This is a genomic window from Enterobacter sp. N5-15, assembly GCF_057221635.1.
Genome location: NZ_CM170150.1, coordinates 859,360 through 880,539, shown reverse-complemented (window position 1 = coordinate 880,539; position 21,180 = coordinate 859,360). Strand labels below are relative to the sequence as shown.

The 21,180-nt window shown below is 57.7% G+C and carries 16 protein-coding genes and 2 pseudogenes; 8 read left to right on the top strand and 10 right to left on the bottom strand.

Annotation, left to right across the window (positions count from 1 at the left end):
* Positions 1–98: 98 nt before the first annotated feature.
* Positions 99–824: a 30S ribosomal protein S2 gene (gene rpsB, locus AC2TE5_RS04090; RefSeq protein WP_003856207.1), complete on the bottom strand. Its 726-nt coding sequence runs from the start codon at positions 822–824 to the stop codon at positions 99–101.
* Positions 825–1,145: 321 nt separating this feature from the next.
* Between rpsB and map the strand changes: the two genes are divergently transcribed.
* The 4 genes from map (at position 1,146) to AC2TE5_RS04070 (ending at position 6,034) form a co-directional block, all read left to right on the top strand.
* On the top strand, positions 1,146–1,940 hold the full coding sequence (gene map / locus AC2TE5_RS04085) for a type I methionyl aminopeptidase (RefSeq protein ID WP_023310454.1): 795 nt from the start codon (positions 1,146–1,148) through the stop codon (positions 1,938–1,940).
* Positions 1,941–2,003: 63 nt separating this feature from the next.
* On the top strand, positions 2,004–4,679 hold the full coding sequence (glnD, locus tag AC2TE5_RS04080; protein WP_484612703.1) for a bifunctional uridylyltransferase/uridylyl-removing protein GlnD: 2,676 nt from the start codon (positions 2,004–2,006) through the stop codon (positions 4,677–4,679).
* 32 nt (positions 4,680–4,711) lie between these two features.
* Complete coding sequence (dapD, locus tag AC2TE5_RS04075; RefSeq protein WP_039030312.1) at positions 4,712–5,536, top strand: 2,3,4,5-tetrahydropyridine-2,6-dicarboxylate N-succinyltransferase; 825 nt, start codon at positions 4,712–4,714, stop codon at positions 5,534–5,536.
* Positions 5,537–5,647: 111 nt separating this feature from the next.
* Positions 5,648–6,034: a DUF3461 family protein gene (locus AC2TE5_RS04070; protein WP_014168696.1), complete on the top strand. Its 387-nt coding sequence runs from the start codon at positions 5,648–5,650 to the stop codon at positions 6,032–6,034.
* 118 nt (positions 6,035–6,152) lie between these two features.
* Here the strand turns inward: AC2TE5_RS04070 and AC2TE5_RS04065 are convergent.
* From AC2TE5_RS04065 to dgt, 4 genes and pseudogenes are all read right to left on the bottom strand, one after another.
* A pseudogene (locus AC2TE5_RS04065) lies at positions 6,153–7,289 on the bottom strand (IS481 family transposase); the annotation flags it as partial.
* Between the two features lie 127 nt (positions 7,290–7,416).
* Complete coding sequence (gene cdaR, locus AC2TE5_RS04060) at positions 7,417–8,574, bottom strand: DNA-binding transcriptional regulator CdaR (protein ID WP_484612702.1); 1,158 nt, start codon at positions 8,572–8,574, stop codon at positions 7,417–7,419.
* Between the two features lie 146 nt (positions 8,575–8,720).
* Positions 8,721–10,157 carry a serine endoprotease DegP gene (degP, locus tag AC2TE5_RS04055; protein ID WP_024907518.1) on the bottom strand — a complete coding sequence of 479 codons (1,437 nt, stop codon included), beginning with the start codon at positions 10,155–10,157 and terminating at the stop codon, positions 8,721–8,723.
* A 131-nt stretch (positions 10,158–10,288) separates the two neighbouring features.
* Positions 10,289–11,803 (bottom strand): dGTPase, encoded by a 1,515-nt coding sequence (gene dgt, locus AC2TE5_RS04050; RefSeq protein WP_484612701.1) that lies wholly within the window; start codon positions 11,801–11,803, stop codon positions 10,289–10,291.
* Positions 11,804–11,885: 82 nt separating this feature from the next.
* Here dgt and mtnN point away from each other — a divergent pair, with 82 nt between their 5' ends.
* From mtnN to AC2TE5_RS04035, 3 genes are read left to right on the top strand one after another with little or no spacing between them, the layout of a single operon-like run.
* Entirely contained in the window at positions 11,886–12,584 is a 699-nt protein-coding gene (gene mtnN / locus AC2TE5_RS04045) for a 5'-methylthioadenosine/S-adenosylhomocysteine nucleosidase (protein ID WP_014882620.1), read from the top strand.
* Positions 12,577–13,377 (top strand): vitamin B12 ABC transporter substrate-binding protein BtuF, encoded by an 801-nt coding sequence (gene btuF / locus AC2TE5_RS04040; protein ID WP_252032904.1) that lies wholly within the window; start codon positions 12,577–12,579, stop codon positions 13,375–13,377. The genes mtnN and btuF overlap by 8 nt, the downstream gene beginning before the upstream one ends.
* 27 nt (positions 13,378–13,404) lie before the next feature.
* Positions 13,405–14,028, top strand: coding sequence for a TRIC cation channel family protein (locus tag AC2TE5_RS04035; RefSeq protein ID WP_023334566.1), 624 nt, complete (start codon positions 13,405–13,407; stop codon positions 14,026–14,028).
* Positions 14,029–14,099: 71 nt separating this feature from the next.
* On the opposite strand, the gene erpA is transcribed toward AC2TE5_RS04035, so the two are convergent.
* Positions 14,100–14,447, bottom strand: a complete 348-nt coding sequence (gene erpA / locus AC2TE5_RS04030; RefSeq protein ID WP_063145182.1) for an iron-sulfur cluster insertion protein ErpA — start codon at positions 14,445–14,447, stop codon at positions 14,100–14,102.
* 79 nt (positions 14,448–14,526) lie between these two features.
* Positions 14,527–15,927, bottom strand: coding sequence for a H(+)/Cl(-) exchange transporter ClcA (gene clcA / locus AC2TE5_RS04025; RefSeq protein ID WP_484612700.1), 1,401 nt, complete (start codon positions 15,925–15,927; stop codon positions 14,527–14,529).
* 177 nt (positions 15,928–16,104) lie between these two features.
* Between clcA and hemL the strand changes: the two genes are divergently transcribed.
* Complete coding sequence (gene hemL, locus AC2TE5_RS04020; RefSeq protein WP_484612699.1) at positions 16,105–17,385, top strand: glutamate-1-semialdehyde 2,1-aminomutase; 1,281 nt, start codon at positions 16,105–16,107, stop codon at positions 17,383–17,385.
* A 96-nt stretch (positions 17,386–17,481) separates the two neighbouring features.
* Here hemL and fhuB read toward each other — a convergent pair.
* The 3 genes and pseudogenes from fhuB to fhuC all read right to left on the bottom strand — a co-directional run bounded on the left by fhuB (position 17,482) and on the right by fhuC (position 21,147).
* Positions 17,482–19,463 (bottom strand): annotated as a pseudogene (gene fhuB / locus AC2TE5_RS04015) (Fe(3+)-hydroxamate ABC transporter permease FhuB).
* Positions 19,460–20,350 carry a Fe(3+)-hydroxamate ABC transporter substrate-binding protein FhuD gene (gene fhuD, locus AC2TE5_RS04010; RefSeq protein WP_484612698.1) on the bottom strand — a complete coding sequence of 297 codons (891 nt, stop codon included), beginning with the start codon at positions 20,348–20,350 and terminating at the stop codon, positions 19,460–19,462. Before fhuD ends, fhuB begins: the two are co-directional and overlap by 4 nt.
* Positions 20,350–21,147 (bottom strand): Fe3+-hydroxamate ABC transporter ATP-binding protein FhuC, encoded by a 798-nt coding sequence (fhuC, locus tag AC2TE5_RS04005; protein ID WP_033144663.1) that lies wholly within the window; start codon positions 21,145–21,147, stop codon positions 20,350–20,352. Before fhuC ends, fhuD begins: the two co-directional genes overlap by 1 nt.
* Positions 21,148–21,180: the final 33 nt, after the last annotated feature.

Below are 21,180 nucleotides of genomic sequence, written 5' to 3'. Positions count from 1 at the left end.
TGTGAACTGCCCGGCCGGGGGCCAAACAGTGTAAATTGAAAAAGGGGCCGGTAATGGGCCCCTATTCATACACGGTACTAATAAGGGGTAAAACCTTATTATTCAGCTTCTACGAAGCTTTCTTCCGCCTGAGAAGCCAGATCCTGGGAACGGCCTTCACGAACGGTAGCAGCTACAGCGCTCAGGTACAGGCTAACAGCACGGATTGCGTCGTCGTTACCCGGGATAACGAAGTCAACACCGTCCGGATCGGAGTTGGTATCAACGATAGCGAATACCGGGATACCCAGGTTGTTAGCTTCTTTGATTGCGATGTGCTCGTGGTCTGCATCGATTACGAACAGCGCGTCTGGCAGGCCGCCCATATCTTTGATACCGCCCAGGCTGTTTTCCAGCTTGTCCAGTTCACGAGTGCGCATCAGCGCTTCTTTCTTAGTCAGCTTGTCGAAAGTACCGTCCTGAGACTGGGTTTCCAGATCTTTCAGGCGTTTGATGGACTGACGAACAGTTTTCCAGTTGGTCAGCATGCCGCCCAACCAGCGATGGTTCACGAAGAACTGGTCGCAGCTGTTAGCAGCATCTTTCACAGCTTCGCTTGCAGCGCGCTTAGTACCAACGAACAGAATCTTACCTTTACGGGAAGAGATCTTGTTCAGCTCAGCCAGGGCTTCGTTGAACATTGGTACAGTTTTCTCAAGGTTGATGATGTGAACTTTGTTACGTGCGCCGAAGATGAAAGGCTTCATTTTCGGGTTCCAGTAACGGGTCTGGTGACCAAAGTGAACACCAGCCTTGAGCATGTCGCGCATGGAAACAGTTGCCATGTTTAAAACCTCTATATTGAAAGTTGGGGTTATGCCTCCACGTATCCCATATTACCGACCCCGAAGGGCACCCCGGAATATGTGCCGATACGTGTGTGTTGTTACACAAAGTGAGATTTGTCGCCTCCGTCCATTCTGTGTATATGAAATGGATCGGAAGTCCGGCGCGCTTTATACCACAAAACACGACCAGAAACCAACAGTTGTTGGCGGAGTGTGCTGTTAATGATTCTCAATTTGGCACGGGGTGTGCCTGACTGATACCATTGACGACACTTAGACTAGTATTGTCGAAAAAATCGACACCGATGGACAGATTACATGGCTATCTCTATTAAGACACCTGAAGAAATTGAAAAGATGCGCGTCGCCGGTCGTCTGGCCGCGGAAGTGCTGGAAATGATCGAACCGTTCGTGAAGCCGGGCGTCAGCACCGGTGAACTGGATCGTATCTGTAACGACTATATCGTGAACGAGCAGCACGCGGTTTCCGCCTGCCTCGGCTACCACGGTTTCCCGAAATCCGTCTGCATCTCTATTAATGAAGTGGTTTGCCACGGCATCCCGGACGATGAAAAACTGCTGAAAGATGGCGACATCGTCAACATCGACGTGACCGTCATTAAAGACGAGTACCACGGTGACACCTCAAAAATGTTCATCGTTGGCAAGCCGACTATTCTCGGCGAGCGTCTGTGCAAAGTGACGCAAGAGAGCCTCTACCTGGCGCTGAAAATGGTTAAACCGGGTATTCGCCTGCGAACCATCGGTGCGGCAATCCAGAAGTTTGTGGAAGCAGAAGGTTTCTCCGTGGTGCGCGAGTACTGCGGTCACGGCATTGGTCGCGTCTTCCATGAAGAACCGCAGGTCCTGCACTATGATGCAGATGACGGCGGCGTGGTGCTGCAAAAAGGCATGACCTTTACCATTGAGCCGATGGTCAACGCGGGTGATTACCGCATCCGTACCATGAAAGACGGCTGGACGGTGAAAACCAAAGACAGAAGCTTGTCTGCGCAGTACGAGCATACTATTGTGGTAACAGACAACGGCTGCGAAATTATGACGTTGCGCAAGGATGACACCATCCCGGCGATACTGACGCACGATGAATGATAAAAAAGCCGGCAAATGCCGGCTTTTTTAATGGCTATAGCTTTTTCTTATGGGTGGCGCACGATGAGTAATCTTTTACCCGAACAGTATGCTAACACAGCACTTCCCACCCTTCCCGACCAGCCCGATAACCCGGGCGTCTGGCCGTCGCACGAGCTGACCTGCGCGCATATTAAAGCCCATATGGATGTTTTCCATCGCTGGCTGGGCAGCGCGTTCGACGCGGGCGTGTCGGCCGAGCAGCTCATTGAAGCGCGCACCGAATTTATCGACCAGCTGCTGCAGCGCCTGTGGATCGATTACGGGTTTGGGCAAATCAGTGATGTTGCGCTGGTTGCCGTCGGGGGCTATGGCCGCGGCGAGCTGCATCCGCTTTCCGATATCGATCTGCTGATCTTAAGCCGCAAAAAGCTGCCGGACGAACAGGCGCAAAAAATTGGCGAACTGCTGACGCTGCTCTGGGACGTGAAGCTGGAGGTCGGCCACAGCGTGCGCACCCTGGAAGAGTGTCTGCTGGAAGGGTTATCGGACCTGACCGTCGCCACCAACCTGATTGAAACTCGCCTCCTGATTGGCGACGTCGCGCTGTTTCTGGAGCTGCAAAAGCACATCTTCAGCGACGGCTTCTGGCCGTCAGAAAAGTTCTTCGCCGCGAAGGTCGAGGAGCAAAACCAGCGCCACCAGCGCTATCACGGCACCAGCTATAATCTTGAGCCCGATATAAAAAGCAGCCCCGGCGGCCTGCGCGACATCCACACCCTGCAGTGGGTCGCCCGCCGCCATTTTGGCGCCACCTCGATGGACGAGATGGTCGGCTTCGGCTTCTTAACCGAGGCAGAGCGTAACGAGCTTAACGAGTGCCTGCATCTGCTGTGGCGCATCCGATTTGCCCTGCATCTGGAAGTCACCCGCTACGATAACCGTCTGCTGTTTGACCGCCAGCTCAGCGTGGCGCAGCGCCTGAATTATCAGGGCGAAGGCAACGAGCCGGTTGAACACATGATGAAGGATTTCTTCCGCGTCACCCGCCGGGTGACCGAGCTGAACCAGATGCTGTTGCAGCTGTTCGACGAGGCCATTCTGGCCCTGACGGCGGATGAGAAACCGCGCCCGATTGATGACGAATTCCAGCTGCGCGGCACGCTTATCGATCTGCGCGACGAAACGCTGTTTATCCGCGAGCCGGAAGCGATTCTGCGGATGTTCTATACCATGGTGCGCAACAGCACCATCACCGGGATCTACTCCACCACCCTGCGCCATCTGCGCCATGCGCGCCGTCATCTGACGCAGCCGCTGTGCTATATCCCGGAAGCGCGCTCGCTGTTCCTGAGCATGCTCCGCCATCCGGGCGCCGTCAGCCGCGGGCTGCTGCCGATGCACCGCCACAGCGTGCTGTGGGCCTATATGCCGCAGTGGTCGCACATTGTCGGGCAAATGCAGTTCGATCTGTTCCACGCCTACACGGTGGATGAACACACGATCCGGGTGATGCTCAAGCTGGAAAGCTTTGCGAAAGAAGAGACGCGCTCCCGCCACCCGCTGTGCGTAGAGCTGTGGCCACGCCTGACCCATCCGGAATTGATCCTGATTGCCGCCCTGTTCCACGATATCGCCAAAGGTCGCGGCGGTGACCATTCGGTGCTGGGCGCGCAGGACGTGCTGAAATTTGCCGAGCTGCACGGTCTGAACTCGCGTGAAACGCAGCTGGTGGCCTGGTTGGTACGCCATCACCTGCTGATGTCGGTCACCGCACAGCGTCGTGACATTCAGGATCCTGAGGTGATCAAGCAGTTCGCGGAAGTGGTTCAGACGGAAAACCGTCTGCGCTATCTGGTCTGCCTGACGGTGGCCGATATCTGCGCCACCAACGAAACGCTGTGGAACAGCTGGAAGCAGAGCCTGCTGCGCGAGCTGTACTTCGCTACCGAAAAACAGCTGCGTCGCGGGATGCAAAACACCCCGGACATGCGCGAGCGCGTGCGTCATCACCAGCTGCAGGCGCTGGCGCTGCTGCGGATGGACAACATTGATGAAGAGGCGCTGCATCAGATTTGGGCCCGCTGCCGCGCCAACTATTTTGTCCGCCACAGCCCAAACCAGCTTGCGTGGCACGCGCGGCACCTGCTGAAGCACGATCTGTCCCAGCCGATGATCCTCCTGAGCCCGCAGGCCACCCGCGGCGGGACGGAGATTTTCATCTGGAGCCCTGACCGGCCTTATCTGTTTGCTGCGGTCTGCGCCGAGCTGGACAGGCGTAACCTGAGCGTACACGACGCGCAGATTTTCACTACCCGCGACGGTATGGCGATGGATACCTTTATCGTGCTTGAGCCGGACGGCAGCCCGCTCTCGTCGGACAGGCATGAAGGGATACGTTTTGGTCTGGAACAGGCGATTACCCAGCGCAGCTGGCAGCCCCCGCAGCCGCGTCGCCAGCCGGCGAAACTGCGCCACTTCACCGTCGATACCGAGGTCAATTTCCTGCCGACCCACACCGACCGTAAATCGTTCCTGGAGCTGATCGCGCTCGACCAGCCGGGGCTGCTCGCCCGCGTCGGCCAGGTTTTTGCCGATCTGGGAATTTCGCTCCATGGGGCCCGAATTACAACGATTGGCGAGCGAGTAGAAGATTTATTTATAATCGCGACGGCGGACCGGCGTGCCCTTAATAATGCCCTGCAGCTTGAAGTGCAACAACGGTTGACAGCAGCCCTCAATCCAAACGATAAAGGGTGATATGTTTTTTAGTGAAATGGAAAGAGTAAACAATGCAGCAGTTACAGAACGTTATTGAGTCCGCTTTTGAGCGTCGCGCCGACATTACCCCGGCAAATGTGGATACCGTGACCCGTGAAGCGGTAAACCAGGTGATTTCCCTTCTGGATTCCGGCGCGCTGCGCGTGGCAGAAAAAATCGACGGTCAGTGGGTCACTCATCAATGGCTGAAGAAAGCCGTGCTGCTCTCTTTCCGTATCAACGATAACCAGGTTATCGACGGAGCTGAAAGCCGCTACTTCGATAAAGTCCCTATGAAATTCGCTGACTACGACGAAGCGCGTTTCCAGAAAGAAGGCTTCCGCGTGGTTCCGCCTGCGGCAGTGCGTCAGGGCGCATTCATCGCGCGCAACACCGTGCTGATGCCATCCTACGTGAACATCGGTGCCTACGTTGACGAAGGCACCATGGTTGACACCTGGGCGACGGTCGGTTCATGCGCGCAGATCGGTAAAAACGTTCACCTGTCCGGCGGCGTGGGCATCGGTGGTGTTCTGGAGCCACTGCAGGCCAACCCGACCATCATCGAAGACAACTGCTTCATCGGCGCGCGCTCTGAAGTGGTTGAAGGCGTGATCGTTGAAGAAGGCTCCGTGATCTCCATGGGCGTTTACATCGGTCAGAGCACCCGTATTTACGACCGTGAAACCGGCGAAGTTCACTACGGTCGCGTTCCGGCGGGCTCCGTGGTGGTTTCCGGCAACCTGCCGTCAAAAGATGGCAAATACAGCCTGTACTGTGCGGTTATCGTGAAGAAGGTGGATGCGAAAACGCGCGGTAAAGTGGGCATCAACGAATTGCTGCGCACCATCGATTAATCGGGTATAACAAAAAGCGGGGGCAACCCCGCTTTTTTTATATCTGAGGGTGGCGAAAATAGATTTTTTCGTTAATTATTCAAAGGTTATGTTGAGATCAAGGGTACCGCTATGTACGATAATCTGAAAAGTCTGGGCATTACCAATCCTGATGAAATTGATCGTTACAGCCTCCGTCAGGAAGCCAATAACGATATTCTGAAAATCTATTTTCACAAGGACAAAGGAGAGTTTTTCGCCAAAAGCGTGAAGTTTAAATATCCACGCCAGCGTAAGACCGTTGTCGCTGACGGTGTAGGACAGGGATACAAAGAAGTACAGGAAATCAGCCCTAACCTGCGCTATGTGATCGATGAACTCGATCAGATCTGCCAGCGCGACCGCACCGAAGTCGATCTCAAGCGTAAGATCCTTGACGATCTGCGTCACCTTGAAAGCGTTGTAACGAATAAGATCAGCGAGATTGAAGCGGATCTTGAGAAATTAACGCGGAAATAAAAGCAAAACGGCAATCCTTGATTGCCGTTTTTAGTGTTTGCGCCCTCTCCCCGTGGAAGTGTACAGTCCGGGGACATGGTAGACAGGTGTTCGGGGACATGGTGAACACTTTTTATCATCCTTTACCCATGGTGATCGACTTTTTCTTCAGGTCGATCACCCCCACTTTCGTGCTGTACCACCACACCTCGTAGCTGCCGTCTTCCTGCATCTCCTTCAGCCCGACCCGTTCTCCCCTGAACGCCTTGCCTGCCTTCAGACTTACCCCTTTCACGCTCAGCTTTCCGCTGATATCCACCTTCCTGACCATCACGCCCTCGTCGTATTCCGGGGGCGTTGTGGTGCAGCTGTACTGCCGCGCTGACGGCTGATACCGCGAGCCCGGTACCGCCATATCCAGCGCCTCGTGCGGGCGTTCAAGGTTATAGACCGTCCGCCAGTGGTCGAAGGCGCGCTGCAGCTCACCGCTGTCTGCGAACCATTTTCCCTGCAGTACTTCCGCCTTCAGGCTGCGGTGAAAACGCTCCAGCTTGCCCTGCGTCTGCGGATGATAAGGCCGGGAGTGCCCCACCCGGATACCGTGGCGCATCAGCCACAGCTCCAGCGCCGTCCAGGTGCCGGTGGTGTCGCCCCACGGTGAGCCGTTGTCCATCGTCATCCGGTCCGGCAGGCCGTAACGCTCAAACACGCTGACCAGCTGCTGCTGCACGGTCTCGCGCCGTTCATCGGTACAGTGCGCCAGGCACAGGGAAAAACGGGAGTGGTCGTCCAGCAGGGTGAGCGGATGGCAGCGGCCGCCGCCAAAGGGAAAGTGGCCCTTAAAATCCATCTGCCAGAGGCGGTTCGGCGCGTCATGTTCGAACCGTCCCGTGGGGGGAATGCCCGGTGAAGCGCCCGGCAGCAGACCATGGCGGGCCATCAGGCTATGGACGGTGCTGAAGGCGGGCATGCGGTGCCCCTGGTCCTCGAGCCAGCGCTTTATCTTGCGTGCGCCCCAGCGCTCATGGCGGTCATGCGCCATGCGCAGCAGGGCTGTGATGTCGTCAGATGAGCGGTTCGGGGAATGGTGCGGTATGCGCGGGCGGTCCTGAAGGCCGGCGGCACCTTCCTGAGCCCAGCGGCGAAGCCACTTGTAGCCTGTGGCAGGTGAAATACCGTAGTGACGGCAGAGGGAACGAATGTTCGCCCCGTCCTGCGAGGCGAACAAAACAAACTCGGTACGTAATGACATGGTATCTCTCGCATCCCAGGGCATAAGCGACTCCATAAACGGGTTCTTATGCCTTAGTTGTAAGTGTCTACCATGTCCCCGAACAAGTGTTCACTATGTCCCCGGACCGTACAGGAAGAGGGATGGGGTGAGGGCACCAGACCGCACTCAGTCATCTCTGCTCGTCCAGCTGCAGCGCCACATACAGCAGCAGCCTGTCGTCGAAATTCCCCAGGTCCAGCCCCGTCAGCTCCGAAATCCGGTTTAACCGATACTCCAGAGTATTGCGGTGAATAAACAGCGCCTTCGAGGTCGCCAGCGGCTGCACGTTATGGCGGAACCACGCCTGCAGCGTCCGGCGCAGCAGGCCGTTGTTGTCCATGGCTTTCAGACGCGCTAATGGCCGCGCCAGCTCATTGGCCTGCCAGCCTCCGCGCAGGCTGTCGAGCAGCACCGGCAGCATCAAATCCTGATAGAAATAACTGCGGCTCTCCGGCATCCGCTGCTTGCCCACCATCATGGTGGTGCGCGCGGTACGCCAGGAGCGGGCGATACTGCCCGGCCCGGTAAAGTAGTTGCCCAGCGCAACGCGAAAACGCAGCTGACCATTCTCCTTCATCCGGGAGATAAGCAGATCAACGCGACGACGATGATCTTCCGCATCCCAGCGGCCGAACGCGTTGAGCGCCGGTTTGAGCACCACCATTTCCGTCAGAGATACGATCGCCACCAGGTTATCGCGCTCCGGCGTCGCCAGCGCATTTTGCAGCTGCTGCAGTTCGGCCATCGCGCTGTCTACGCCAAGCTGGCCGCTATCGACCTCAATGACCGCCACCACGCGCGGCTGGTTCAGATCGATCCCCAGACGCTGCGCCCATTCGCTGAGCGCAGGCGTATGCTCTTCCGCCTGAATAAGGTTCATCACCAGCTCTTCACGCAGGCGGCTGTCCTGGGCGAGCAGGTGCATCAGGCGCGACTGCTCCAGCATCATCTCTGCCGTCATACAGACCAGCTCGCCGTATTTACGCAGTGACTCCGGCTCGCCGGTCAGGCCGATTACCCCCACAATCTCGCCTTCAAGGCGCAGCGGTAAATTGATGCCCTGACGGACGCCGTGCAGGTGTTTCGCTACCGCATCGTCGATATCCACCACCCGCCCCTGGGAAAGCACCAGCAGCGCACCTTCGTGCAATTCCCCAATACGCTCGCGATCGCCGCTGCCAATAATGCGCCCGCGTGCATCCATCACGTTGATATTGGTATCAATGATGCGCATGGTGCGCGCCACGATATCCTGTGCCATTTTGGTATCAAGATGCCAGCCAGCCATAGAACCCTCCCGTGAGCAGAGCTCAAGCATAGGGAAGTTCAGCGACGGCTGCATTGTGCGAATGCACAAAGAGAGAGGGAGAAGTATGGAGTTGTGGCAAGAATCACAGAAAAGAGAAAGCCCCTGCGAACAGGGGCTTTAGAGGATTACTGCATCAGCAGATAAAGCGAGGTGTCACCACGCTGGATATTCAGCGCCAGCACGGAAGGCTTGCTGTCGAGGATCTTGCGCAGTTCAGCGATATTTTTCACCGGCTGCTGGTTAGCGCCCATGATCACATCGCCTTTTTTCAGGCCGATACGGGCTGCCGGTGAATTCGCTTTCACGTTGTTCACCACCACGCCTTTATCTGCGCCTTTATTGCTCATCTCGGCACCTTCAATGCCGCTGAAGATCGTGCTGGAATCCACCTGATTCTGGCTGCTCTGCTGCAGCTCCAGGCTCACGTTAACCGGCTTACCGTCGCGCAGCAGGCCGAGGGTCACTTTGCTGCCAATCGGCATTGAGCCCACTTCGGCACGCAGGGCGGCAAAGCTGCTGATCGGCTTACCGTTCAGGGAGGTGATCACATCCCCCGCTTTAATGCCCGCTTTCGCCGCGGAGGAATTCGGCATCACCTGGCTGACGAATGCCCCGCGCTGGGCGTCAACTTTCATCGCCTTAGCCAGCTCGGAGTTCAGCTCAGTCCCGAGGATACCCAGCTCGCCGCGTTTCACCTGGCCATACTGCACCATCTGCGCGGTCAGGTTTTTCACCATGTTGCTTGGGATAGCAAAGCCGATCCCGATGTTGCCGCCGTCCGGTGCCAGGATCGCTGTGTTAATACCGATCAGCTCACCGTTCAGGTTCACCAGCGCACCGCCGGAGTTACCGCGGTTGATCGCCGCATCCGTCTGGATGAAGTTTTCGTAGTTTTCCGCGTTCAGGCCGCTACGACCCAGCGCAGAGACGATACCGGATGTCACGGTTTCACCCAGACCGAACGGGTTACCGATCGCCACGGTGTAGTCGCCCACGCGCAGCGCGTCGGAGTCGGCAATTTTAATCGCCGTCAGGTTTTTCGGATCCTGGATCTGGATCAGCGCGATGTCGGAGCGCGGGTCTTTACCCACCACTTTCGCATCGAACTTGCGGCCATCGCTCAGCTGAACCTTAATGCTGTTAGCGTTATCGACAACGTGGTTGTTGGTGACGACATAGCCTTTCGCCGCATCAATAATTACACCCGAGCCAAGCGCCATGAATTTCTGCTGCTGGCCGCCGCCCTGGCTGTCATCCCCTGCACCACCGCCCTGACAGAACGGTGAACTCTGGAATGGCGAACCGTCCTGGCAAAACGGCGAGTTGTCGCCGAAGAACTGCTGGAAGTTACGCGGCATACGCGGCGTATTGACGGTCGTACTGCCCTCAACGTTAATACTCACCACCGATGGCATCACTTTTTCGAGCATCGGTGCCAGGCTTGGCATCTGCTGCGCGGTTGCTGCCGACGACGCGGTCTCGGCTGCAGTAGCAGTCAGAGGAGACAGCGCTAAACCTAAACTCAGAGCCAGTGCACTCATTGCTAATGTGGTTTTTTTCATGTTTCTCAATCTCGATTTACAGGTAACGCAAAATTGCTGTGTAACTCAGATTCGTTTTATACCGCTTAGTTCCGGCGATAAGTTTATGGAAAAGGTAAAAATTTATTGGCCGTCTTTACAAAACTCCGGGATTATTCCACCGCCATCAGCTTGCGGTATTCATCCCAGGCATACAAATCCGTCATGCCGCTGATATAGTCCTGGATAAGACGGCAGCGATAATAATATTCCATCACCGGCCATTGGGAAGAGTGGCGATCAAGCTTGCCAATCGCTTCAACATACGCCAGACGATGCCGGGTCGAGAGTTTCTGATAAAGCCGCGATTCGATAGGTATTCTGCGCACGCGCTCGTGTTCCACCAGCTCGCTGAACTCGTCGACCGACAGCTGGAGCAACGGAGAATAAATTTCCAGTAACCCACTGATTACCCGGTAGCCCTGCAGTTCCAGCTGCTCGACATCCGGATGGCTAAATACATGCCGCATCGCCACATGTTTATAAAGCTCAAGGAGTTGACTGAAGCTGCTGTCATCTTCCAGCAGCGCGTGGTTGAATTCCCCGCTGAAGATTAGCGGCAAATTATCAATAAAGCGCGACGCCGCATACGGCACCAGTTTATTTAATGTATTGACCCGCAAATACATAAAGAACTGGTCTTCCGTACTGCGGCTTAATGTATTTGAGCGCGATTTTTCCCAGGCATTTTCGACAACCTGCGCAAACAGCGAGCCTTTTTCATGGGCACCCCAGGCCGCATGAAGATGCTGATAAAGCTCCTCGACGCTGAAGATTCTTTTCTCAACGGCATCTTCCAGATCGGCCACGCAATAGGAAATATCATCGGCGGCTTCCATAATCCAGGTCAATGGAAAGCGGCCGTTTGGCGTCAATGAAAGTTCTTTACGTAGCCGTTCAATATAGGCCTCTTCGGAAAGGTAATAGCCCGGTTTTTTCATTAAATAACTGTGGGACGCGGGCGTCTCCCCCATCCACCACGCGGGGCGGGTATATTTCAGAATGCAGCCGACCTGCGCCCAGGTCAGGTTCATGCGCATCAGGGAATGGACCAGCCGGATCCCCTGCGCGTTGCCCTCGAAGTGACACAAATCCTGGCGCACTTTGCGACGCAGATCGTTCAGCCCCTCTTCACCTTCACGCAGGCGTAAATCGCGTACGATGCAGCGGTCATCGCTGAGGGGCTGGCTTACCGCATCCGTAGGATAAAGCCGCTGCTTAAACCAGTCGTTGATCGCCGCCTCACCAAAATGGCCGAAAGGCGGGTTGCCGATGTCATGCATCAGGCAGGCCATCTCCACGATGCTCTCGAAGGGCCCCGTCAGCTCATCCAGACCATAGGTTTCCAGTAGACGCTGCTCTTTGAGACGGCTCAAAATCTCTTTGGCAATGTAGCGCCCGACCTGCTGCACTTCCATGGAGTGGGTTAAACGGGTGCGCACCGCGGCGTTACGCTCCAGCGGGAATACCTGGGTCTTTTGCTGCAAGCGCCGGATAGCGGGCGAGTTAATGATCCTCCCGCGATCGCTTTCGAAGATACGCAGGATCTCATGTTCGCTCTTGTCGCCCTGCGGCGAACGGAAACGTCGGTGCCAGTTAATTTTGGTGCGAAAATCGATTGGTGCCATGTGCTCCCCCGCGTGAGAATGCGTTTCCCCTTAACCGCATGATAGACTATGCATCTTAACAAGGCACATCGCGAGTAAATCTATGAAAATCGGCATTATTGGTGCAATGGAAGAAGAAGTTACGCTGCTGCGTGACAAAATTGAGAACCGTCAGACGCTCTCCCTGGGTGGTTGTGAGATCTACACCGGCCAGCTGAACGGCGTTGACGTGGCTCTGCTGAAATCAGGCATCGGTAAAGTGGCTGCTGCGCTGGGTGCAACCCTGCTGCTTGAGCGCTGCAAGCCCGACGTGATCGTGAATACCGGCTCTGCGGGCGGCCTGGCGCCGACGCTGAAAGTGGGTGATATCGTTGTCTCCGACGAAGCGCGTTACCACGACGCCGACGTCACCGCGTTCGGTTACGAGTACGGTCAGCTTCCGGGCTGCCCTGCTGGCTTTAAAGCTGACGACAAGCTGATTGCGGCAGCAGAGACCTGCATCGCAGAACTCAACCTCAACGCGGTACGCGGTCTGATTGTCAGCGGTGATGCCTTCATCAACGGCTCCGTTGGGCTGGCGAAAATCCGCCATAACTTCCCTCAGGCGGTGGCCGTTGAGATGGAAGCGACCGCTATCGCTCATGTTTGCCATAACTTCAGCGTTCCGTTCGTGGTGGTTCGCGCCATCTCTGACGTGGCAGACCAGCAGTCCCACATCAGCTTCGACGAGTTCCTGACCGTTGCGGCAAAACAGTCCACCGTGATGGTGGAACGCCTGGTGCAGAATCTGGCACGTGGCTAAACATACCGTCAGGGCGCTGGCCGCCCTGCTTCTTCTCGCACCGCTGTGGCTCTATGCTGTACCGCGTGTGATTACGCTCTCTCCCGCGAATACGGAACTGGCGTTTGCCGCCGGAATCACGCCCGTTGGCGTGAGTAGCTATTCGGATTACCCACCGCAAGCTGCGGATATTGAACAAGTGGCAACCTGGCAGGGGATGAACCTTGAGCGCATCGTGGCGCTTAAACCGGATCTCGTGCTGGCCTGGCGCGGCGGCAACGCCGAGCGGCAGGTCAACCAGCTCACCTCGCTTGGCATAAAAGTGATGTGGATTGATGCCGTCAGCATTGAGCAGGTCGCTCAGGCGCTACGCGCCCTGGCACCCTATAGCCCTACGCCCAAAAAAGCCGAGGCTGCGGCGAAACAGATGCTGAGCGACTATGCCGCGCTGAAATCCCGATACGATACCCCTGTGAAAAAGCGCATCTTCCTGCAGTTTGGCAGCCAGCCGCTGTTCACCACCGGAAAAGGGTCGATTCAGAACCAGGTGCTGGAAGTCTGTGGCGGTGAAAATATCTTTGCTGCCAGCCGGGTGCCGTGGCCTCAGGTCAGCCGTGAACAGGTTCTGGCGCGCCAGCCGCAGGCCATCGTCGTGGTCGGAAATGCGAGTGAAATTCCCAAAATTGAGCAATTCTGGCAAAAGCAGCTAAAAATACCGGTAATACCCCTCAACAGCGACTGGTTTGAACGCGCCAGCCCGCGTATTATCCTCGCCGCAAAACAGCTCTGTGCCGCGCTGGCAGAGAGTCATTAACATAAGACCCTTTTCGAGGATTTAACGATGCTCGTTTATTGGCTGGATATTCTTGGCACAGCCGTTTTTGCTATCTCCGGCGTCCTGCTCGCCGGAAAACTACGCATGGATCCGTTTGGCGTGCTGGTGCTTGGCGTCGTGACCGCCGTCGGCGGCGGGACTATCCGCGATATGGCGCTGGCAAATGGCCCGGTGTTTTGGGTGAAAGATCCTACCGATCTGGTGGTCGCGATGGTCACCTGCCTGTTAACCATTGTGCTGGTTCGCCAGCCCCGCAGATTACCAAAATGGATATTGCCGGTACTGGATGCCGTCGGTCTGGCCGTGTTTGTCGGTATTGGCGTCAATAAGGCGTTTAATGCGGGTACCGGTCCAATGGTGGCAATCTGTATGGGCGTACTAACCGGCGTGGGCGGTGGGATCATTCGCGACATTCTGGCGCGTGAAGTGCCGATGATCCTGCGTACTGAAATTTACGCAACGGCCTGCATTGTGGGCGGGATTGTTCACGCGACCGCGTACTACACCTTTGCCCTCCCGCTGGAAAATGCCGCGATGCTGGGGATGGTCGTGACGCTGGTGATACGTTTAGCGGCGATACGCTGGCACCTGAAGCTGCCGACGTTTGCGCTGGATGAGAATGGCAGGTAAATGCAAAACGGTAACCACCAGGTTACCGTTTTTAGCGTTTTGCCGGGGTGAGGGCATCAGCCCGCACCTTCTTAAATACTGAACGAAGAACCACACCCGCAGGTGCTTGTCGCATTCGGGTTAGTGACCACAAAGCGCGAACCTTCCAGACCTTCGGTGTAATCCACCGAACCACCCACCAGATATTGCAGGCTCATCGGGTCAACCACCAGCGCGACGCCCTGTTTCTCGATAGTCATATCGCCATCGTTAACCTGATCGTCAAAGGTAAAACCATACTGGAAGCCGCTGCAGCCGCCACCGGTAATATAGACACGCAGTTTCAGATCCGGATTGTCTTCGTCGGCAATCAGGACTTTCACTTTTTTGGCTGCTGCTTCGGTAAATTCGAGCGGTACAGCTACTACGTCATCACTCATCTTATGCTCCCATGAATACTGCTATTGGGTAAAATTCACCCAATTCTTTATCTCATTATCTAATACCCTGGTAATTCATTCAAGTATTCTGCGTGGCGGCCCGCTCAGCCTCTTGTTTTGCCAGGGTACGCGCAAGGATGGTGGAGTATAGCGGTTTTCCACCCAGGAACTGGGCCAATAGTGTCGCGCCGAGACAGGTAATGATCATTGGCAAAATGAGCTGGTAATTGTCCGTCATCTCCAGCACCAGCACGATCCCGGTCAACGGCGCACGCAGGGACGCGGCCAGCAGCGCCCCCATTCCGGCGATGGCAAAGGTCCCGGCGTCAAGATGATAGGCGGGAAACCCCGCTTCAGCCGCCATACCAAACGCGGTGCCGAGCAGCGTACCTAGCGCCAGCATCGGGGCAAAAATCCCGCCGGGCGCGCCGGAGGAGAAGCACAGCACCGTCGTGATGACTCTTGAAATAAACATAAACAGCAGCAGACCCACGCTGAAATTCCCCGCCGCCGCAATGGGAATCAGCCCGAACCCGCCGCCTGCGGCATTCGGCTCAATAAACCCGAGTACGCCACACATTCCGCCCAGCAGACCGCCCATCAGCACCCATTTCATGGTGTTCCCGCCGTGAATGCGCTGGAACATATCCTGAGCGCGCAGGATAAAGGTGTTAAACAGCGGTCCCACCACGCCAAAAATCATGCCGAGGATCAGATAAAGCCACAGGGTGTTGACCGGCGCGTTGGTCAGTTTACCCACCTCAATAACCGCGCCCTCGCCATTAAAGATGCGAAAGACAATGCTCGACATAATAACGCCGGTAAACACCGCTTTAATCGAGATCAGGTTGTAGCGAAACTGCGCGCGCATCTCTTCGATAATGAACAAAATGCCCGCCAGCGGCGCGTTAAACGCGGCGGAAAGCCCCGCCGCCGCGCCGGTTGCCAGCAGCGTATGGCGCGCTTCGGCGCTTCGCATCCGAAACAGATCGCCCACCATGCGGCCGACGTTCCCCCCCAGCTGTACCGTGGGCCCTTCCCGGCCAAGCACCATGCCTGCGCCCAGGGTCCCCATGCCGCCGATGAATTTAACCGGAATCACCCGCCACCAGCGCACCGGACGCAGCTCCTCCAGCGCACCTTCAATTTCCGGGATGCCCGATCCGCCCGCCTCCGGCGCGAATTTACGCACCAGAAAATACCCCACCATGGCAAACAGCGCAGACAGCCCGAATGCCCAAACCCAGACCAGCCATTCGCTGTCGGCGAAACCGGCCACGGTGCCCACTCGCCAGTTGAGTACGGCATTAACCGCTTTTTCAAACGCCACGCCAATCAGCCCCGCGAGAGTCCCCACCACGGCTGCGGCCAGCAGGATCGCCAGCGGCGTTTTATCGCGATTGAGCAGCCGCCGAATACTGACTCGGTGCTGGGCGCGCGTAAACTGTTGTTCTTCAAAAGACGGAGAATCTGATTTCATGTCCTGTTCTTATTCGTCATACAAAAAGCCGCGAGGATTTTACCAGAGACTGCCCTACCGTCTCCTGAAAATTACTTAACAAATCTTAAAGCATTACCCGGCTAAAAATTTCATAACCTTCCCCGAATCACTTAGAATAGTGGGCTTAATCATTTTATACGAACCAGGAACGACGCCATGAGCAAGTCTGAAAACCTCTACAGTGCAGCCCGCGAGCTTATTCCGGGTGGCGTGAACTCACCCGTGCGCGCCTTCACCGGCGTGGGCGGTACGCCGCTGTTTATCGAACGTGCTGACGGCGCGTATCTGTATGATGTCGATGGCAAAGCCTATATCGATTATGTGGGTTCCTGGGGGCCGATGGTGCTGGGGCACAACCACCCGGCGATTCGTAACGCGGTAATCGAAGCCGCCCAGCGCGGCCTGAGCTTCGGCGCGCCAACCGAAATGGAAGTGAAAATGGCGGAGCTGGTGACCGAACTGGTGCCCACCATGGACATGGTGCGCATGGTGAACTCCGGCACCGAAGCCACCATGAGCGCCATCCGCCTGGCACGCGGTTTTACCGGTCGCGATAAAATCATCAAATTCGAAGGCTGCTACCACGGCCACGCCGACTGCCTGCTGGTGAAAGCCGGTTCCGGCGCGCTGACGTTCGGCCAGCCAAACTCGCCTGGCGTACCGGCGGATTTCGCGAAGCACACCCTGACCTGCACCTACAACGATCTTGCTACCGTTCGCGCGGCGTTCGAGCAGTATCCGCAGGAGATCGCCTGCATCATCGTTGAGCCGGTTGCGGGCAACATGAACTGCATCCCACCGCAGCCTGAGTTCCTGCCGGGCCTGCGCGCCCTGTGCGACGAGTTCGGCGCGCTGCTGATCATTGATGAAGTCATGACCGGCTTCCGCGTAGCGCTGGCGGGTGCCCAGTCTTACTACGGCGTCGAGCCGGACCTGACCTGCCTCGGCAAAATCATCGGCGGCGGCATGCCGGTCGGTGCATTCGGTGGGCGTAAGGACGTGATGGAAGCCCTGGCACCAACCGGTCCGGTTTACCAGGCGGGCACGCTCTCCGGTAACCCTATCGCCATGGCGGCGGGCTTTGCCTGCCTGACCGAGGTGGCTCAGCCTGGCATTCACGAAACCCTGACCGACCTGACCACGCAGCTGGCAAACGGTCTGCTGGAAGCCGCAGAAGAGACCGGTATCCCTCTGGTGGTTAACCACGTGGGCGGCATGTTCGGGATTTTCTTCACCGATGCGAAAACCGTGACCAGCTATCAGGACGTGGTGAAGTGCGACGTTGAACGCTTCAAGCGCTTCTTCCACCTGATGCTGGAAGAAGGCGTGTACCTGGCACCGTCCGCATTCGAAGCGGGCTTTATGTCCGTGGCGCACAGCGAAGAAGATATTAATAACACCATCGACGCGGCGCGTAAGGTGTTTGCGAAGCTGTAAGGGCATTGCCGGGTGGCGCTAACGCTTACCCGGCCTACGATGTTCTCCCTCTCCCCGTGGGAGAGGGCCGGGGTGAGGGCATCAGGCCGCACCTGACTACCGGCTCTGCTTTCTCAACAGATAAATAAAGTACGGCGCACCGATAAAGGTCGACAGCAGACCCGCCGGGATCTGATAAGGGAACAGCACCATTCTTCCGCACCAGTCCGCGAACACCAGCATCACCCCGCCCGTCAGGGCCGACATCACGATATGCGGCATCGTCCGGCGGAATCCCATCATTCTGGCAATGTGCGGCGCCATTAATCCGACAAAACTCAGCGGTCCAATCGTCAGGGTTGCCACAGCCGTCAGGCACGCCGCCAGCAGCAGCAAGGCCACGCGCGCTGGCGTCAGCGCCATTCCCACCGCACGCGCGGTTTCGCCGCCGAGCGGCAGAATGGTCATCCAGCGGCGGCACAGCGGCACCATCGCCAGCAGCACGAGCATCACCATCCCGGACCAGATTACCTGGCTGCCGGTGGCGTTGTACGTCGAGCCGGAAATCCAGGTCAGGATCTTCGCCATACGCGGATCCCCGCTGGCTTGCAGCATCATCAGCAGCATCGTAAATGCGGTACTGAGCGCCATCCCGGCCAGCAGCATGCGGTGCGGTGAAAACCCGCCGCGACCGGCGGCAATCAGGATAATCATCAGCGTGGCTGCCGCGCCGATACTGCCGGCAGGCATCAGCCAGCCAAACGCATTGCCCGGCACAAAGAACAGCATCAGCACCACGCCAAAGGCGGCGCCAGAGCTGATCCCAAGCACTTCAGGGCTCGCCATCGGGTTGCCGGTCAGACGCTGAATTATGCACCCCGCCACCGCCAGCATTACCCCTGCTATCAGCGCAGCGAAGATACGCGGCCAGCGCCACTGCAGCAGTTCATTGAGTAAATCACCCGTTGCCCAGTGCCAGCCCGAGGCATCGCGTCCGAATGAGAGCGCCGCGAACGAGGCGATAATCAGCACCGCCAGACCGGCAAGGCTAAACCACAGCACCGACTGACGTTCAGCGTAGACTTTATCGCCCGCGTCCATCGCCGGCGCGCTCATGCTGCGCAGGCGCGGGAGCAGCCACAGCAGCAGCGGCGCCCCGATAAGCGCGGTCACAGAGCCGGTGGATACTTCCCTCCAGACCTGCGCCAGCCAGAGAATAAGCTGATCGGAAAGCCAGAGGATCAGCGCCCCAATCAGCGGCGCCAGCATCAGACGCGTCAGTAAACGACGCGCCCCGAGCATTTTCGCCAGCAGGGGCGCAAACAGGCCGATAAACCCGATGATGCCGACCGCGTTCACCAGCAGGGCACTTAATACAATCGCCAGCGTCAGCGCCGCCAGGCGAGCCAGCGACAGCGCCAGCCCCAGGTTACGCGCACGCCATCATCCAGCCCCATGAGCGTCAGAGGACGCAGGAGCAGCAGCGTCAGCACAACACCGCCAGCCAGCTGCGGCCACAGGCGCTGCACAATGCTCCAGTCGGTTTGGGTGAGCGTGCCGGTACTCCACAGGAACATGCTTTGCAGCTGATCGTGGTGGAACAGCACCAGCAGCTGGTTAATCGCGCCACAGTAGAGGCTCACCACCAGCCCGGCCAGAATAAGCGTTACCGGAGAAAGGCGCTTGCCCCAGGCCACGCCAAAGACCAGCGCGCCCACCACGCACGCCCCCGCGAGTGCCGCAAACTGCGAGGTTAACGCTCCCGGCAGCGCCCACAGCGTGGTGACGGTGATCCCAAGCTGCGCGCCGGTCGCGACGCCGAGCGTGGTTGGCTCTGCCAGCGGGTTACGCAAAACCTGCTGGAACAGCACGCCCACCAGCCCTAAACCGGCGCCGGCTAAAAGGGAGATCGCCAGACGCGGCAGCAGGCTGTAGTGGAACAGCATCTGCTGAATATTGTCGATATCCGGCGAGGCCAGAGCGGCCCCCCACTGCGCGCGGGGTAACGCCGTCGAGAGGTTGAACCCGGTTAATACCAGCGCAACCAGAAAAAGCAGGGATAGCAGCAGCGCCGGGAAGCGGGCGATACGCGTACTCATGCTTTACCTCCCAGGGAGTTATCCAGCACGCGGGCAAAATGCATGGCCGACAGCGTCGCGCCGTAGAACCAGACCGCCGGGGCGCGCTGGAAGCGTTGCTCGCGCACAAACGGCATCGCCTGCCAGAGCGGAGTCGCCATCAGGGTTTGCATGGCGCGTTCGTTGCCGTGGTCGAAGCACAGCACGTCGACATCGCGAAACGCCGCCAGACGATCGATCCCCACGGCGGTACTGCCCCAGAACGTCATCTCCCCTTCCCAGGCATTGCGAATGCCGAAGCTGTCGAGCACTTCCTGGAACAGGCAGTTTTTACCGAAGACCAGCATATGGCGGGCATCCAGCAGCGTCACCATCAGCAGCGGACGATCGCCCCGGTTGGCAAAGCGCGGCTTCAGGGAGTCGATCAGGGCATCAAAGTCGTCGAGATGTTGTTTGGCCTCGACCTCGCGGTTGAGGAAATGCGCCATCTCGTTAATCGAGTTTTTCGCCATGGCCAGCGGTTTTTTACCGTCGCTGAAGGCGAATCCACGTCCTGGCGCAATGCGCGCCATGATCTCCTCTGACGGACCGTAGCCCGCTGACCAGAACATGAACGAGGGCTTCATCTGGGTGAGCAGTTCAAGGTTTGGCTCCGTACGCAGGCCGATGTCGATCACCGAGTCCGGCAGCTTCGGCTCGTTCACCCAGAGGTTATAGTTAGGAATGTCCGCCACGCCATAGGGCGTGACGCCAAGCGCCATCATCAGCTCGACCGGCAGCCACTCCAGGGCCACAATACGGTGCGGATCGACGGCGGCGGCACGCGCCGTATTCATTTTTAACAGCAGCGGTGAGAGCGCCATCGCCGTCAGCAGACGACGGCGGCTAATGCGTGTGTTATCCAGCATCAGTAGACAAAGCTCACCGGTGCAGCCCCGGCAGGGTGAGGCAGAATACCCATCGGAATACCGTAAATATGTTCCAGCGTCTCGCTGCGCATCAGCTCTGCCGGCGTGCCCTGGGCAATCATCTCGCCCCCGCGCAGCGCGACGAGGTAGTCACAATAACGCGCGGCCATGTTGATATCGTGCAGGACCGCAATGACCGTCAGACCACGCTGCTGGCTCAGGCGATGCACCAGCGCCAGGACGTCGACCTGATGCGCAATATCCAGCGCAGAGGTTGGTTCATCCAGCAGCAGACAGCGGCTGTCCTGCGCCACCAGCATCGCAATCCACGCGCGCTGACGTTCGCCGCCGGACAGGCTATCCACCAGACGGTGCGCCAGCGGTTTTAGCCCGACCAGCGCAATCGCCTCTTCCACCTTCTCTCTGTCGGCGACGCCGAAGCGCCCAAGCGCCCCGTGCCACGGATAACGCCCAATCGCCACCAGCTCACGCACCGTCATCCCTTCCGCCTGCGGCAGCTGCTGCGGCAGATAGGCCACTTTGCGGGCAAAGGCTTTACTGCTCCAGCTCTCCAGCGGTTGGTCATCCAGCAGAATATCGCCCTCTGAAGGCGGCTGATGGCGCCCCAGCATCTTGAGCAGCGTGGATTTACCGGAGCCGTTGTGACCAATCAGGCCCGTCACTTTACCAGCAGGGAACGTCAGAGAGAGCGGATGCAGCAGCGTGCGCCCGGGTACGCGAAAGGAGAGATGGTTGAGCGTAAAGGTGGTGTCGGGTTGCGTTTGAATATCCTGCATATCAGCCAACTTAAATAAAAAGGGCACGGCGAA